Here is a 15133-nt window from a genome sequence, read left to right on the forward strand (position 1 = left end):
GCCCCCGCACAATGCGGGGGCTTTTTTGTTGATAGCGGATTAAGGAATATTTCGGTCTATGGTGAGCTTCTGCAGGTAGGCATCGCCAGGGGAAACACCGTAATAGTCATAAAACCCCGAAAACAACTGCCGTTCGTCTTTCAGCACCATCACCGCAGGGATGTTCGACTGTGGTTGATACTGGCCATTGCTGCGCTGTACCCACTGCGCCCCGGTGCTGTAGTCGTAATGTAGAACTACATGGTCCCCGTTATAGTCCGGATCATTGTATCGGTCGGTCAGTTTGATAAACGTGTTGCCGTATTTGTCGACGATAATATCCTCGGCCCATGGGTAAGAAATACCGTGGCTATACGTGCTCTGCGCCTGCAGCTCACTGTCGATGCTCAAACGGGTCATGGTGGAGAAGTCATTATTGGTGTCATGACTCCACCACATGATGTCTTCCGACTCCGTCAGGCCGATGCGTGACAGGTTGGCAGAATTGACGCTCTGCTCCCACTCGGTGGTGCCGTCGGCTGCGAACAGCGTAAGCTGGTGGCGGTGCGCCATCAAAACGCGACCATCGCTGGTGATCTGCAGATGATAGCCAGCCATACTGCTGGTCTTCGGTTGATACAGCTCCGTGATATCTCCGGTTATCAGGTTGAGCTTCAAGGAAAAGCTTCCCGAGCTCGTCATGGATCCACAACCGTCATCGCCACATGACATCAACATGCCCACCAGGTGGGCCGTGTTCCCTTCCACTTTGATGTCATGGCTGTGCCAAGCACCAATTTCAAAGCCGAGGTTGTGAGTAACCGGCTTGCTCCAGCGCGTATTACCCTGCTGATCGTAGTAGCGGATAACGCCGTCGTTACTGAACAGGAGAAACCCGCTACCAGGCACATAGCGGGCGGTAACCTGGATGTGGTTGTCGCCTTCAAATGACGGTAGTGCCGAATTGGTGGTAAACGCACCGGCCGCGGAAAGCGCACCAAAATGGAGTTGGTTACTACCGTCCATGGCAATGGTAAAGGCGGTACTGTCATTTACCCCCAGCGCAAGTGGGATGGGTATGCCGTTGGCCGCCTGAATATAGCCGGCAGCCGCTGGTTCGCCCGCAGTATCGGCAAACGCTATAAACTGCTGGTGCAGGCCAGATCCAGTACTACCCAGTTCCCCGTGGGACAGGCCGGTCATGGCCACCAAACCTTCCGGACCATCAGCAAGCAGATCGACCGTCGTGCTGCCTGCGGAACTCAGGGTCACTACGGATTCCTCGGTCGTGGTCTGGCCAACAGCAATGTCGATGGTCATTACGCTGGTATTGGAATCCAGCTCACCGTCGTTGGTGATAAACGACAGTTGATCTACGCCCCAGGTACCGTAGGTCGCGGATAGGTTTATATTACCCAGCTCGTTGTCGATACTCGCCAAGCTAGCCACTTCCGGCTGCTCGATCACCGTGGTGGTTAGATCCGTGCTGTCCACATCAACAATCTGTAAATCGAACCCTTGTGTGGCACCCGCCACCAGGCTCGCGGAAATCTGCTCGGGCACTTCCGGTGCGTCGTTCACCGCTGTAATATTGAGTGTGATGGTGACTTCGTCGGTTTCAAATTCATCGTCACTGGCGGTGAGGCGGAACTCATCCGCGCCGAAAAAATCCTTCGCAGGCTGATAGCTGAATTCGCCAGTGGCGGAAATCTGCAGTTCACCATTTGCAGGCTCTACGGTTACCGAGTAGGTCAGCTGGTCCCCATCTACGTCCTCAATAGGCAGCATCGCGGTTAACGCAATATCCTCGTCCGTGGAGAAGTTGCCACCTGTCGCAATTGGAGCGTCATTAATCGGGTTGACAGTGATGGTTACGGTCGCCGGTGTTGAACGTCGGCCATCTTCTAACGCGGTAAAGCGAAAGCTATCCTGGCCTGCGAAATCGGGATTAGGGGTATAAGTGAAGGCGGCTCCGTTCAGGGTAACCTGCCCATTGTCCGCCGCCTGCTGAAGCTCAAACGACAGGGCGCCACCAGCTTGCGCAGTACCGGCAACCTGGCCGTCGATAGTGGTGTCTTCATCCAGGCTAATGCTTAGCGAAATTGCACTCGGTGGTGCCGGGGTATCGTTACCGCCTCCCCCGCCGCCACAACCGGAGAGAAATAGCGGCAGCGCAATACTCGCAAGTAGCACTGCGCAGAACTTTTGTTGCTTGATCATTATGTTTTTCTTCATGACTATTTTGTTGTTAATGGTCGAACGATTATATGGGGTTTTTGCCGCCAGGGAAGGTAGACCAAAGGCGGTACCCGAAAGTGTTTGGGTATGGATGGAAGTTCGATGGTGTGAGCTACTCGTGATTCAGCGAACTTAGCGTTGCACTAAACAGTCCCGCAGAGTGATAAATCTACAATACGTAACTAAGCTGACTTTTTTGACGCTCTATGGCCGCAGGCGGTGTCTTGCAGGGACTTAATCTCAACAATCAGGCTCCCTCGATTTGCCGGTCGGCAATTCTGACGTCTTTCCTGCTGGCGGAGAATGCTCGCGAAAGAGTGTTCTTTAGAAGATAAAAACTTACGCCATCTTTTAGATGTCTCCCAGGACTCTTTTCTCCGGGGCTTCAGGGGGAAGGCTGTTGATGAATGCCTGTTGTTCTCGCAGTCTGCGTTTATTCTCATCGCTTAATCGATCGTGGGGTGTATCAAATCCTTGGTGCCGATCTGGGTGTGGTATATAAATCAAATGATACTTTGGTGTGTATTGAAGGGGAGTTAACACAAAGCTTCCGCTACCGAATATAAAGAACCTCCCCCGCGCCGATTTAAATGCGTCGGATTTGAATTCACCCAGCCTCTGGATACCCTCTAAATCATCTTCTGCTAGTGAATTGTATTTGCCTGGCATATTGCCTGAAGCAATTGCTTCTCCAGTATTTGGATTCAGGTGCCAAGATTGAAGATCGATTTCAAATTGAAGCGCACGCCGGATTTCTTCTTTCCCGAGAGCTCTTCCAGCCGGATCATCGGCTGATGGTCGGCGCCTGCCGGTTACCACTTGCCACTCATTCCAAATTCCCTGCCAGCGCACCGAATATGGCCCGCTGTTGTCGACATTGAGCGTTACCACGTCCATTTGTATATCTTGGAATGGATTGATGGTGAATTCGGAGTTTTCAGTTTCTAGTAGTTTCGTGTTGACCCGGACTATTCGGTATCGAGAGGCGTAGTAGATTTGACGGTCTATTGAGGGTTGGTTGTAGAGATATATCCTTGCCTCCTCTTCTGGAGTTACTTGTTGGAACAGGTTTTCTGCCTGGGTCAGAAGGGGATAGCAGAGGAACAGCAGAACTTGGGTGAACTTGTTCATGAGTGCACTTTGGAGTTGGCGGCTTAAGTGCAGGATAGTCGAGGAGGAGTGATATGAGGCTTTGGTGGTGGACGGAAGAATCGCAATAGCCTAGGGGCTATTGCGACCCTGCGGGCATCGCGCTCGCGCGCTCGTTGCAAATCGCTGGCGCGATTAGTCGAACCACATCGGTGGTTCTCATCCGGCCTCCAGGCAACGAATACAAAAAAAGCCCCATCCTTGCGGATGGGGCTTTTTTTGTATGGTGCCCAGAGGCGGAATCGAACCACCGACACGGGGATTTTCAATCCCCTGCTCTACCGACTGAGCTATCTGGGCTTCGCTTGATTCGGGTTGTCCCCGGCAGCGAGGCGCGTATTAAACCTGCTCTTCCGGGGGGAGTCAACCCCTTGATTGATAAATAGTTTTTGCGGTTTGTGAGTGGCCGCTTACTTGTCGCCGTCTTGCTCCGGCACGTAGCCTTCCGCGTCGTCGTAGTCCTCACCGGCGAAGAACTTGCTCATCTGCTCGGCCAGGTAGGCGCGGGAGGAGGGCTCCATCATGTTGAGGCGCTTTTCGTTGATCAGCATGGTCTGGTGGGCCATCCATTCCTGCCAGGCTTTGGCGGAGACGTTGTCGTAGATGTCCTGGCCCTTGGGCCCGGGAAAGGGCGGGTTGGGGAGGCCTTCGAGTTCTTCCTGGTATTTGCGGCAGAAGACGGTACGGGACATGGTTTCTCCTAACAGGGTGCCAATAGTGGGGCCCGCAGTGCCACCAGCTGTTTGACCAGCTTGGCGATGGGGGCGGGCAGGCCGAGATCCTGGGCGGACCTCGGTCGGTCGAGCTGGCGCAGTTTATACCAGCCGCTGGCTGCTTCCGCCACCTGCCCGGGCTTATTGGGCAGGCGGATCCACACCGGATGGATGTCCAGGTGGAAGTGGCTGAAGGTGTGGCGTAGGGCGGGCATCGCCTGTACCTCGCTGGCGTGCAGGTCCTGGGCGGCAAGCCACTCTTGCGCGCTGGCTTCGCCGCCGTCGTCCCCTTCCAGTTGCGGGGGAATCCACAGCCCGCCCCAGATGCCGCTGGCCGGACGCTGTTCCAGGTACAGTTCACCATCGTGCTCCATCAGTAACAGTGTCGTTTGGCGTACCGGCTTTTCCTTTTTGGGCTTCTTGCCCGGGTAATCGGTGGGGTTGCCCTGGGCGCGGGCGACACAGTGATCGGCGAAGGGGCAGTGCTCGCAGGCGGGCCTGGTGCGGGTGCACAGGGTGGCCCCCAGGTCCATCATTGCCTGGGTGTAATCGCCGGTGCGGGCGTCGGGGGTGTAGCGCTCGGCAATCGCCCACAGCTGTTTGGCCACACCGGTCTGCCCCGGCCAGCCTTCGACGGCGTGGATGCGGGCCAGTACGCGCTTGACGTTGCCATCCAGAATCGCGGCCTTGACGCCCATACTGATGCTGGCGATGGCGCCGGCGGTGGAGCGGCCGATGCCGGGCAGCGCTTCCAGTGCCTCCACACTGCGCGGGAACTTGCCGCCGTGCTCATCAACCACCGTCTGCGCGCACTTGTGCAGGTTGCGCGCGCGGGCGTAGTAACCGAGGCCGCTCCAGTGGGCCAGCACCTGGTCCTGGCTGGCGGCTGCGAGGGCGTCCACGGTGGGGAAGGACTCCATAAAGCGCTGGTAGTAAGGAATGACGGCGCTGACCTGAGTCTGCTGCAGCATGATCTCTGAGACCCATACCCGGTAGGGGGTGATCTTCTGCTGCCACGGCAGGTCGTGGCGGCCGTGCTGGTCAAACCATTTGAGCAGGGCCTGCTGGAAGCGGGCTGGGGTCTTGGGTTTGGCAATCGGTTTGGAAGGCATAGATATCAACGAAAATGGGCACCGCGAAGGGTGCCCATGCTAACGGGATCGAATCGGGAGAGATAGCCCGGCGTCGCTGTCGTTCTGGCCAGTCAGTCCCCGCGGTTGAACAGGCCTTTGAACCGGTCCTTGAGCTTGTCTTTCAGCTCTTCGGTTTTCTTCTCTACCTTGTCGCCGTACTTCTTCTCCGCTTGGTATTTCAGTTCATCGCGGATCAGGTCGTCGAGGCGGCGGCTGTCCGGCTTGCAGGTGGTGGCGCCGGCTTCGTCAAACTTGGCTTTGCAGCGCAGTGGCAGCGGGCGGTTGCGCCAGCGACTGTTCTGTACCGAGCAGCCGTTGCCGGATGTCTTCTCGCCCACCAGCGCCAGGCCCAGGGCAAAGTCGAAGTTTTGCTGTTCCAGATTGACGGTGCCGTCGCCGCTGAGCGCGATATTTTCGATGCCGGCATTGATGCCTTCCACCTTGGCCACGTCACCATTCAGGTTCACGCTGGTGCGCAGGTCTTGCAGGCGGGTTTGTGCGGGCCACTCTCTTTCTGGCAGCGGTGTTTTCTCGGCGTAGCTCACCAGCTGGCACATGCCTTTTTCCAGATTGAATGGCGCCAGCGCCAGCTCCTTGGCGTTGAGCTGCACTGCGGCGCGCAGGTTTTTCTGCAGCGCCAGGGTGTCAGCACCGCTGGTCTGGGCTACCCAGGTAAGATCGGTCTTGCCGGACAGGGTGACCTTTTTCTGGTCTGCGGCTTCCGGCTCGTCGCTGGCGAACAGTGCTTCCTGAACCTTGGATATTTCGACGCCGCTGAGGCCGCCACTCAATTCGCCGCGGGCGGTGTTGCCGCGGGCATTGAATACACCGGTGCTGTTCAGGTTGCCACCGTAGAGCCCGGCGGCGAGCTTGTTCAGCTGGTACAGGCCGTTGTTGACGTTCACCGCCAGCTGCGGCTGGTCAATTTCGAAGTCCAGTGCGTGCAGTTTTTCTAGGGTCAGGTCCAGCTTGGCATTGAAGCCGCGCATGGACTCGAGGGGTAGCGGCACTGGTTGTGCGGCGGCCATGTCGGCGCTGAGCTCACTTTGCTCTGGGGTTGCGGCGGGGGGCGGCAGGTAGTCGTCCACGTTGAGTTCGCCGCCCTTGAGCCTCAGGGAAACACTGGGAATATCACCGGCCTGATAGCTCGCGCTGCCGTTGAACTTGTGGCCGTCCAGTGACAGTTCCAGTGGTTGCAGGCTCATCTGCTTGTCGGTGCCACTGATATCGGACTCGATCGTGAGGCTCTGCAAGGCGCTGCTGCTCTGGGCCTTGTAATCACTGCCAACGCTCGCAAGCCAGCCGGCAATCGGGTCTACATCGACCTTGAGGTTGAGCTGGATCTGCCAGGGGGCATCGGCTTTGGGGCGGCGCACGTTACCGCGCAGGTTGACTTCAGCAGTCGCGCCGTCGGCGCCGGTAAGCTTGATGTTGGCCGGCTGCAGGCGCAGCCCGTTCAGCCCTTTGTCGATGGCGAGGCTGCTGTGGATATCGAGTTGGATGGGCTCGGGAAGATCGCTGCCCGCAAGCTCAGCGGTTACGCGCACGTCGCCGGGCTTGCCGCCAGGCACCAGGTTGTCGGCGGTTACGCGCAGCTTGCTTACGGCGTACTCGGTGCCAGTTTGCTTGTCTGTGTAACGCAGCACGCCGTCTTCCAGGCGCAGCTGTTCCAGTGCCAGCTCAAGGCCACCGGCTGTGGCCTCTTTCTCCTTGGGAACATCCAGTGTGGGCGGAGTTTCGCGCTGGGTCTTAGCGTCCTGGGCGGCTTTCGCCTCCATCGCGTCGGTAATCAGTTCCCAGTTGCCCTTGCCGTTTTTGTCGACGGTGAGTGCGACCTGGGGGCCGAGCAGAACAATCTCCTGGGCTTCGATGCGTTTGTCCAGCAGCGGCATCAGCGCCACACCGACCGCGACCTTATCGGCTTCCAGCAGAGATTCACTGGGCAAGGCCAGCGGTGCCAGTTTTACGCCTTCGAGCTTTAGGGCGATGTTGGGCCAGATTTGCCAGCCGATATCGCCGTCGAGTGTCAGGGCGATCCCCTGGTCCGCAGCCAGTTGCACGATTTTGGGCTTGTACTGGTTGGCGTCGAGGCCGGAAAGGAACCAGGCAATGATGCCGGCAAAAAGCACGAAGAGAACAACGAGGGTAATAAGACCGCGTTTGATCCAAGCCATAAAGAGCGCATCCTTAACGGGAGTTGGCGAGAACAGGCGGCGCCCGGGTCTCAAATTACCCGGGCGCCGCGGATGCGACTATTGAAGCAGTTGCCGGTAGGAAATGAAACCTCATCCGGCGAGGACCTTGAAGGCGCCACCCCGGATGAGCGGATCAGTGCTCGGTGTGGCGTCCGGCACGCAGCACCAATTCAGACACAGCATTGTGCATGCGAATAAAAATTGTCCGGATGAGCGCGATGGTGATATTGGTGCCATCGGCAACCACGATACCGATCATTCTGCCGAGTCGGATCAGCAGTCGGGTGACCCAATGAGAAACCTTCTTGCCGAAGTCGCGGGCTTTTTTGAGAAAAATTGCCAGTTGATCCATCAAAGTAAATGTCGTGGCACCGCCGAGCACCAGCGCGATACCTGCCAGCTCGACCACTTTTTTCAGCACCCACATAACCGCCTCTGCGGCTACCCAGGCAGTGTTAAGGGTTAACGAGAGCGGTCCATCTGACTCGAGCCAACTCTGAATGCTGCGCTGAACGGGTGTAGGTGGCCTTTTCCTTCTCACTAGCTCCCAATTGTGCTTTTCCTCGGTGCCCGACAGAGAGGCAATGTAGTTGGCCATTTTATGATATTCCGCCGGATTGAGTGCTGCGCTGGAGTCGAGCAGCAGGTCTCCCAGGCCACTATCTGGGACATGAATAAACGGCCAGGTGGGCACCATGGGAACCGGATCGGTGCGGTGATATACGCGGAAGATGTTTTGATTTCCCAGGCGTCGACGGGCGCCGTCAGAGAAGAAGTTCAAGCCTACGCGTGGGCTGCCGAAAGTGTACAGCTTTACAGTACGGCCGCTTGCCGATTTCAGGTAATCCGCCGTGAGCGTGGCGAGGGCACCACCCAGGCTATGGCCAACGCAGTGAATCGTGTGGACGCTGTCGGGGATACTGCCTAGGAAACGATCCAGATCCGGCAGAAATGTCTGGAAAGTGTAAAAGAAACCTTGATGTACAAGCCCGCCTGTTTTGAACTGTTTAAGGCCTGCATTCAGATCAGTAAGTGCATCGTAACCGTTGGAGGTGCCCTTCAGGGCAATCAGGGCTTCTCCCGTACGCTGTTTAATCCCGGTGGCTGCAAGCCCCAGCGACTGCTCTTTCTTGAGCAGAATAAACGCGCCTGTCTTTCCATTGAGTTCACTGTTTGTATCGAAATTGAATTGGTCGGAGTAGAGGTCAAAGAACAGTTTTCGAGTGTTTTGGTTCTTGATCAGATATATATCGTTGGCAATATTGGCGCTGAGCTCTGGAGTAAGGTGCGTCACGTGAATTCCTTTTCAGCGTAGGTTGTAGGGTTATTCGTTGTTTTGCCAGATGCAGCGTGTCCCGAGGATAGAACCAAATGCTCGCTGGGTCCTCGATTCGCTGGTCAGTTCGCAGGTAAGCTGCAGGGGCGCCCCCTGCATTTCACTATTGAGATCGGCATCACGTTTTGCGTAATTCCAAATTTCATACTCCTCACCCTCAAATTGCACCGTCACATGTTGCGCCGAGACAAACTCCATGGGGAAGGCTTTAAGAAAGTGATTTTCGAATTCCGCCGGTAAGGTTACGTGGCCATTGTCATCAGTAGTGAACTGATCTGTGCGTTCCTCTTTCCACTCAATGGTTCGGGTGATTTTTGCTCCTCTGGCGGGCTCACCTTTGAATAGAATGGAAATTTCCATTTCGGAAAAAGTGCAGGCTTTCAATGGATTCATTTTGGACATGGCAGCTCCAGGCCAGGGCAGTGAAAGAATCAGAAGTGCAGCAGGCAAGGCGATAAGAAATTTTTGCACTGATTCCGCGTCCTTGGTTTCAGGTTGAGCGGTTGATTGTAAGACGAAATACTCACATGTCGAGTAACAATGTATTTGAAGAGTCAGTTGGTACTGCCGTGCAGGAATTCTCGACGCTCAACAGTGTGTGCTTTAGATGCTGAGGTCGGGCGGGGGCGTGAATTCTTTTGAGGGAATAGTGGGGCGGGTGTTGAGCATTCCGTGCAATGCCGGTCGACATTGCACGGAATGCGCAGGTTGAATTAAAAGTGGAGGCGCACCCCCGCTTCCACACTGCGCCCCGCTTCCGGTGCGAAGTCGCGCAACAGCGAAGTGGCGTTGCGGATTTCTTCATCCAGCAGGTTGCGTGCGTTGGCAAAAATCACGGCATCGTTACCCGCCAGTTTGAAGTTGTACTGGGCGGTGAGGTCCATGCGGGTGTAGGCGTCGGTAGTTTCTTCAAATGTGCCGGGGCGTTTCTGCTCGGTGGCGTGGGTGTTGCGCCACTGCCAGTTCCAGTTGGCGTAATCACCGCCGAGGGCGAAGCCGTAACGCAGCGGCGGCAGGCGTGGCACTTCGCGGCTTTGACCGGCGATGCGATCATCAAAGCTTGCGCGCACGCTGTCGCCGAACAGGGTCAGGCTGAGGCCGCTGGCCAGCGGGAATTGCACCGACGCTTCGGCGCCATAGAAGGCGGCATCGCGATTCTGGTAACCGTAGATGGCGAATTCACTTTCTTCATCTTCCAGGCCGGTATTGGCGGCATAAATGTAGTCGCCGATACGGTTGTAGAACACATTGGCTTCCACTTTGGTCGCGTGCCAGCCGGTCGCGTCCTGATTGTGGTGGTGATAGCCCAGCTCCAGGTTGAGCGAGTTTTCCTTGTCGAGGTTTTCGTCACCGATGATGTAGCGGGATTCCGCCAGGTGGGCGCCATCGGCAAACAGCTCTTCGGCCACCGGTGCACGCTCGGCGCCGGTCAGGCTGACGCTCAGGTGCTGGTGCTCTTTCAGGAAATACTGCAGTGCGCTGGACAGGCCGACCAGAGTGAAGTCTTTGTCGTTGCCGTATTGTGGGTCGATGCTGACCGTCTCCAGGCGGGCCCCCAGGTCCAGGTGCCAGTTGCCCCACTCGCGCTCTTTCATGGTAAAGGCGCCGAGACTGTCGGTGATGGACGGGCGAATGAACGCCTCATCGCCGATCGCGGCAAAGTCCTTGCGCGACACTTGCAGGCCGTAGGCGCCACGCCACTCGCCACCGTCATCGTGGGTAACCTCCACACGACTTTCCCAGGCTTTGTTGGTGAAGCGGGTGCCGGGTTCGCCGTCCTCGAGCTCGACGTGTGCGTAGTCGTTGTGACCCAGGCGGAAGCTGATCTTGTCCCAGTACTCGCTGTTAAAGGCGTGCTCGCCCTTCAGGTCGTAGCGGGTTTGGGCCAGGTCGATACGCACCCCTTCTTCGCCGTGCTCTTCATGCTCCTCGTGCTCCTCTGCAAGCGCGTGCTCTTCACCGCCCTCTTCGTGGTGCTCGTCTTCATGGTGAACATGGGTGCCCAGGGGGATGCCGTAGTTGTTCTCCAGACGGTTGACCGAGAAGCCGATAAATCCGCGGTCGGTTACCCAAGACAGGCCGGCGCTGCCGCTCTTGGCGCGGGCGTTGGTGTTACCGACAAAACCATCGGTATTGAATTCGTCCTCGTGGTGTTCTTCACCGGCGTGTGCTTCGTGGTCGTGCTCCTCATGTTCAAGGACCGCCAGGCCAGGAATCTGTGTATTGCCGTTCTCCCGGTAAACACCATCGAGGTACCAGGCCAGGTTGCCTGCGCCGCCGCCCAGACGAAACACGCCCGCATCCTGATTATTGGCGGTGTCGTGACGCATCTCGACCGCGCCTTCGGTGGCTTCCGGAACGCGGGTGGGAATGCGGCCGTCAATCACGTTGACCACGCCGCCGATGGCGCCGCTGCCGTAGCGCAGGGCGGCCGGGCCGCGCAGGATTTCAATACTGTTGGCGAGCAGGGGTTCGATACTGGCCGCGTGGTCAGAGCTGGTGTTGGAGGCGTCGGCCACGTCCAGGTTGTCGCTCAGCACCTTCACCCGGTTGGCGCTCTGGCCGCGAATGACCGGCAGGCCCACGCCGCCGCCGAAGGCCGCATTGGCCACGCCCAGCTGGCTGTTGAGGGTCTGGCCCAGGGTGGCCGCGGCGGACTTGCGCAGTTCATCGCCGCTCAGTACAGAAACCGGCGCCGCTACTGCATCGGCGGGTTTGGCCAGTGGGGATACGGTGACATTGACCTCTTCCAGGGCCTCTCGGTCAGAATCGGTGGCCTGAGCGGAAGCGGCAGAAGACACAGCAGAAGAGAATGCGCAGGCAATAGCCAGCGCCAGAGTGTTTACTCGGTACATTTTGAATTATTCCTGTCAATCACAGGCAGCGGCCGCTCGAGAGACCGGTGCCCGAAAACGTAAGCGTTATGTGTTTGCTAAATCGGTGCGTTCAGCGGATAGACAGGTGTACGGGAGGGCCGCGGGCGGACTGGCGCTCCGGCTGGCAATCGAGGGCCGCGGGGGCCTGCTGCTGGATATACAGCGGCGCCAGGTCGGCGGAGACGAAGGTGAATTCACTCCCCGCGGGGGCGGGAGTGTGGTTGTGAGACAGGTCGCACATGCTGTGCGCCCGCTCTTCGATGTGAATATGCTCCGCCAGCACCGGCTGCGCGAGCATCAGCGCGAACAGCAGTACAAAGCTGACCCAGACAGGGGTCTTGTGGCGGGGGTGCATAGTCATGGGCGGTATGATATTTGATCTCTGTGACGAATCAAGTTTCATCTGACACTATCCGCCAAATTCCGGCCCATTTGGGCGTATAATTCGCGCCTTCTGTCTCAGGGGCCAGCCAAACCGGTGAGTCCCGCCCTGCAATCAAGGATGTAGACCTCATGCGCACCGCCAGCGTCAACCGCGACACTCTGGAAACCAAGATCCAGGTCAGCCTTAACCTCGACGGCAAAGGCACCGGCAAATTCAACACCGGCGTCCCCTTCCTCGAGCACATGATGGACCAGATCGCCCGCCACGGCATGATCGACCTGGATATCACCTGCGATGGCGACGTGCATATCGACGACCACCACACCGTGGAAGACATCGGTATCACCCTTGGCAAGGCCATCAACCAGGCCATCGGTGACAAAAAGGGTATGACTCGCTACGGCCACGCCTACGTGCCCCTGGACGAGGCGCTGTCCCGCGTGGTCATCGACTTCTCCGGGCGCCCCGGGCTCACCATGAACGTGCCCTTTACCCAGAAACGCATCGGCAACTTCGACACCGAGCTGTTCTATGAATTCTTCCAGGGCTTCGTCAATCACGCCCTGGTGACCCTGCACATCGACTGCATCCGCGGCTTCAACGCCCACCACCAGATCGAGACCGTGTTCAAGGCCTTCGGCCGCGCCCTGCGCATGGCCCTGACCCCGGACCCGCGGATGGAAGGCGCCATGCCCTCCACCAAAGGCGTGCTGTAAGGCGGGAGCGAAGATGCAAAAGATCGTCGTCCTCGACTACGGCATGGGCAACCTCCACTCCGTCGCCAGCGCCCTGCAAAAAGTCGCTCCCGCTGATGAAGTGGTGCTCGCCACCACGCCTGAACAAGCCGAAGGCGCTGACCGCCTGATCGTCCCCGGCGTCGGCGCCATCCGCGACTGTATGGAAGGCTTCATCCGCCCGGGCTTCGTGCCCCTGCTGAACCGGTGTGTCGAGTCCGGCATGCCGATTCTTGGCATCTGCGTGGGCATGCAGATCATGATGGCGAGCAGTGAAGAAAATGGCGGCGTCGACTGCCTGGGTATCTTCCCGCAGCCGGCAAAGTTTTTCGGCAAGGACCTGTACGAAAATGGCCAGCATTTAAAAGTCCCGCATATGGGCTGGAACCGGGTGCAGCAAGCCATCGACCACCCCATGTGGCGCAACATCGAAAACGGCAGCCGTTTCTATTTTGTGCACAGCTACTATGTGCCCGCGGAAGACAATGAAGCTGTTGCTGGCGTCACCGACTACGGTGTGCAGTTCGCCGCGGCAGTGACCCGCAACAATATCTTCGCCACCCAGTTCCACCCGGAAAAGAGTGCGGATGCGGGTATGCAGCTGTTGAAAAATTTTGTCGATTGGAACGGTGCTGCTTAAGAGCGCCGGCCGGCGAAGTAAATAACTAGATGCGAAGGCAGGGTGCCGGGTAAGTCTTTTCAAAAGCGTCGGCAACAGGGATGTTGCCGACGCAGCGTACAGGGATGTATTCACAGCGGTTTTGAAAAGACTTACCCGGTGCCCTGCCGCCACCGGGCCTGAAACTAACCTGGGCCCCGAAACAGGAAGTTAACCAAAATGATCGTTATCCCAGCCATTGATCTGAAAGACGGCGAGTGCGTGCGCCTGCGCCAGGGTGAAATGGAAGACGCTACCGTCTTCTCCGACGACCCCGTCGCCACCGCCGAACACTGGCTCAGCCAGGGCGCCAAGCGCCTGCATATCGTCGACCTGAACGGCGCCTTTGCCGGCAACCCGGTCAACGGCGACGCCGTCAACGCCATCGCCCGCCAGTTCCCGCAGTTTCCGATCCAGATCGGCGGCGGCATCCGCGACCTGAAAACTATCGAGTGGTACCTCGAAGCCGGCGTGCAGTGGACCATCATCGGCACCGCCGCGGTGAAAAACCCGAAACTGGTCAAGGAAGCCTGCCGGGAGTTCGAAGGCCATATCATCGTCGGCCTCGATGCTAAAGACGGACTCGTCGCCACCGAAGGCTGGGCCGAAGTCTCCGATGTGCAGGCCACCGAGCTCGCCAAGGAATTCCAGGACTGTGGTGTCAGCGCGATCGTTTACACCGACATCGCCCGCGACGGCATGATGCAGGGCGTCAACCTCGAATCCACCATGGACCTCGCCCGCGCGGTGCAGATCCCCATCATCGCCTCCGGCGGCGTCAGCTGTATCGAGGATATCGAAAAGCTGCTCGCCGCTGGCGATGACAAAACCGAAATCTTCGGTGCCATCACCGGGCGCGCCATTTACGAAGACAAGCTCGACCTGCAAAAAGCACAACAGCTGTGCGACAGCTGGAACAAGTAACTGAAATAAGGAACCGGGACAACAGCATGGGCCTCGCCAAACGCATAATCCCCTGTCTCGACGTCGACGCCGGCCGCGTGGTCAAAGGCGTGAACTTTGTCGACATCCGCGATGCCGGAGACCCGGTGGAGGTCGCCCGGCGCTACAACGAAGCCGGTGCCGATGAAGTCACCTTCCTGGATATCACCGCCACCCACGAGGGCCGCGATACCACACTGCACACCGTGGAAAAAATGGCCTCCGAGGTGTTTATCCCCCTGACCGTGGGCGGCGGGGTGCGCGAATTACAGGATATCCGCAACCTGCTGAACGCCGGCGCGGACAAGACCGCGATCAATTCCGCTGCGGTGTTCAACCCGGACTTTGTGCGCGAGGCCGCCGACCGTTTCGGCAGCCAGTGCATCGTCGTTGCCATCGATGCGAAGCAGGTGGGTAATGACAAAGAGCCGAAGTGGGAAATCTTCACCCACGGCGGACGCAAGCCTACCGGCATCGACGCGGTGGAGTGGGCGAAGAAAATGGACAGTTACGGTGCTGGGGAAATCCTGCTGACCAGCATGGATCGCGATGGCACCAAAAACGGTTTTGACCTGGCCCTGACCCGCGCGATCTCCGACGCGGTGTCGGTACCCGTCATCGCCTCCGGCGGTGTGGGTAACCTGCAACACCTGGCCGACGGTGTGCTCAAGGGTGGTGCCGATGCCGTGCTTGCGGCGAGTATTTTCCATTTCGGTGAATACACCGTGGCCGAAGCCAAGGCGTTTATGCAGAACGCGGGTATTGAAATGCGACTTTAACTCGCGAGTGCGTACG

Annotated in this window: 13 protein-coding genes and 1 tRNA gene; 4 read left to right on the forward strand and 10 right to left on the reverse strand. The window is 58.0% G+C overall.

The window, feature by feature from the left end; all coding sequences use genetic code 11:
• Window positions 1-39 precede the first annotated feature (39 nt).
• The 10 genes from AU182_RS02990 to AU182_RS03035 all read right to left on the reverse strand — a co-directional run bounded on the left by AU182_RS02990 (window position 40) and on the right by AU182_RS03035 (window position 11980).
• Window positions 40-2199 (reverse strand): Ig-like domain-containing protein, encoded by a 2160-nt coding sequence (locus tag AU182_RS02990; protein ID WP_193754276.1) that lies wholly within the window; start codon window positions 2197-2199, stop codon window positions 40-42.
• 369 nt (window positions 2200-2568) lie between these two features.
• Window positions 2569-3348 (reverse strand): hypothetical protein, encoded by a 780-nt coding sequence (locus AU182_RS02995; protein ID WP_066960406.1) that lies wholly within the window; start codon window positions 3346-3348, stop codon window positions 2569-2571.
• A gap of 242 nt (window positions 3349-3590) precedes the next feature.
• Window positions 3591-3666: transfer RNA gene (locus tag AU182_RS03000), tRNA-Phe, on the reverse strand.
• 110 nt (window positions 3667-3776) lie between these two features.
• The gene (locus AU182_RS03005; RefSeq protein WP_066960409.1) at window positions 3777-4058 is read right to left on the reverse strand and encodes an oxidative damage protection protein; all 282 of its coding nucleotides are present in this window, start codon (window positions 4056-4058) and stop codon (window positions 3777-3779) included.
• An 8-nt stretch (window positions 4059-4066) separates the two neighbouring features.
• Window positions 4067-5191: an A/G-specific adenine glycosylase gene (gene mutY / locus AU182_RS03010; protein ID WP_066960413.1), complete on the reverse strand. Its 1125-nt coding sequence runs from the start codon at window positions 5189-5191 to the stop codon at window positions 4067-4069.
• 92 nt (window positions 5192-5283) lie between these two features.
• Window positions 5284-7386 carry an AsmA family protein gene (locus tag AU182_RS03015; RefSeq protein ID WP_066960416.1) on the reverse strand — a complete coding sequence of 701 codons (2103 nt, stop codon included), beginning with the start codon at window positions 7384-7386 and terminating at the stop codon, window positions 5284-5286.
• Window positions 7387-7540: 154 nt separating this feature from the next.
• Entirely contained in the window at window positions 7541-8701 is a 1161-nt protein-coding gene (locus AU182_RS03020) for a lipase family protein (protein WP_066960419.1), read from the reverse strand.
• Window positions 8702-8731: 30 nt separating this feature from the next.
• Window positions 8732-9214, reverse strand: a complete 483-nt coding sequence (locus AU182_RS03025) for a DUF6795 domain-containing protein (protein ID WP_153039097.1) — start codon at window positions 9212-9214, stop codon at window positions 8732-8734.
• Window positions 9215-9456: 242 nt separating this feature from the next.
• Entirely contained in the window at window positions 9457-11598 is a 2142-nt protein-coding gene (locus AU182_RS03030) for a TonB-dependent receptor (protein ID WP_066960426.1), read from the reverse strand.
• A 91-nt stretch (window positions 11599-11689) separates the two neighbouring features.
• On the reverse strand, window positions 11690-11980 hold the full coding sequence (locus AU182_RS03035; RefSeq protein WP_153039098.1) for a hypothetical protein: 291 nt from the start codon (window positions 11978-11980) through the stop codon (window positions 11690-11692).
• A 152-nt stretch (window positions 11981-12132) separates the two neighbouring features.
• Between AU182_RS03035 and hisB the strand changes: the two genes are divergently transcribed.
• The 4 genes from hisB (at window position 12133) to hisF (ending at window position 15117) form a co-directional block, all read left to right on the forward strand.
• Window positions 12133-12720: an imidazoleglycerol-phosphate dehydratase HisB gene (gene hisB / locus AU182_RS03040; RefSeq protein WP_066960431.1), complete on the forward strand. Its 588-nt coding sequence runs from the start codon at window positions 12133-12135 to the stop codon at window positions 12718-12720.
• A gap of 13 nt (window positions 12721-12733) precedes the next feature.
• Window positions 12734-13378: an imidazole glycerol phosphate synthase subunit HisH gene (gene hisH / locus AU182_RS03045; RefSeq protein WP_066960434.1), complete on the forward strand. Its 645-nt coding sequence runs from the start codon at window positions 12734-12736 to the stop codon at window positions 13376-13378.
• 198 nt (window positions 13379-13576) lie between these two features.
• Window positions 13577-14320 (forward strand): 1-(5-phosphoribosyl)-5-[(5-phosphoribosylamino)methylideneamino]imidazole-4-carboxamide isomerase, encoded by a 744-nt coding sequence (hisA, locus tag AU182_RS03050; protein ID WP_066960436.1) that lies wholly within the window; start codon window positions 13577-13579, stop codon window positions 14318-14320.
• A gap of 26 nt (window positions 14321-14346) precedes the next feature.
• Window positions 14347-15117: an imidazole glycerol phosphate synthase subunit HisF gene (gene hisF / locus AU182_RS03055; protein ID WP_066960439.1), complete on the forward strand. Its 771-nt coding sequence runs from the start codon at window positions 14347-14349 to the stop codon at window positions 15115-15117.
• The last annotated feature ends 16 nt before the right edge of the window (window positions 15118-15133 follow it).

Origin of the sequence: Microbulbifer sp. Q7 (genome assembly GCF_001639145.1) — a bacterium.
Taxonomy (GTDB): Bacteria; Pseudomonadota; Gammaproteobacteria; order Pseudomonadales; family Cellvibrionaceae; genus Microbulbifer.

Excerpts from the sequence above, each read along its gene's own strand:
- AU182_RS02990 (WP_193754276.1), bottom strand. The coding sequence starts at position 2,199 with ATGATCAAGCAACAAAAGTTCTGCGCAGTGCTACTTGCGAGTATTGCG.
- AU182_RS02995 (WP_066960406.1), bottom strand. The coding sequence starts at position 3,348 with ATGAACAAGTTCACCCAAGTTCTGCTGTTCCTCTGCTATCCCCTTCTG.
- AU182_RS03005 (WP_066960409.1), bottom strand. The coding sequence starts at position 4,058 with ATGTCCCGTACCGTCTTCTGCCGCAAATACCAGGAAGAACTCGAAGGC.
- mutY (WP_066960413.1), bottom strand. The coding sequence starts at position 5,191 with ATGCCTTCCAAACCGATTGCCAAACCCAAGACCCCAGCCCGCTTCCAG.
- AU182_RS03015 (WP_066960416.1), bottom strand. The coding sequence starts at position 7,386 with ATGGCTTGGATCAAACGCGGTCTTATTACCCTCGTTGTTCTCTTCGTG.
- AU182_RS03030 (WP_066960426.1), bottom strand. The coding sequence starts at position 11,598 with ATGTACCGAGTAAACACTCTGGCGCTGGCTATTGCCTGCGCATTCTCT.
- AU182_RS03035 (WP_153039098.1), bottom strand. The coding sequence starts at position 11,980 with ATGACTATGCACCCCCGCCACAAGACCCCTGTCTGGGTCAGCTTTGTA.
- hisB (WP_066960431.1), top strand. The coding sequence starts at position 12,133 with ATGCGCACCGCCAGCGTCAACCGCGACACTCTGGAAACCAAGATCCAG.
- hisH (WP_066960434.1), top strand. The coding sequence starts at position 12,734 with ATGCAAAAGATCGTCGTCCTCGACTACGGCATGGGCAACCTCCACTCC.
- hisA (WP_066960436.1), top strand. The coding sequence starts at position 13,577 with ATGATCGTTATCCCAGCCATTGATCTGAAAGACGGCGAGTGCGTGCGC.
- hisF (WP_066960439.1), top strand. The coding sequence starts at position 14,347 with ATGGGCCTCGCCAAACGCATAATCCCCTGTCTCGACGTCGACGCCGGC.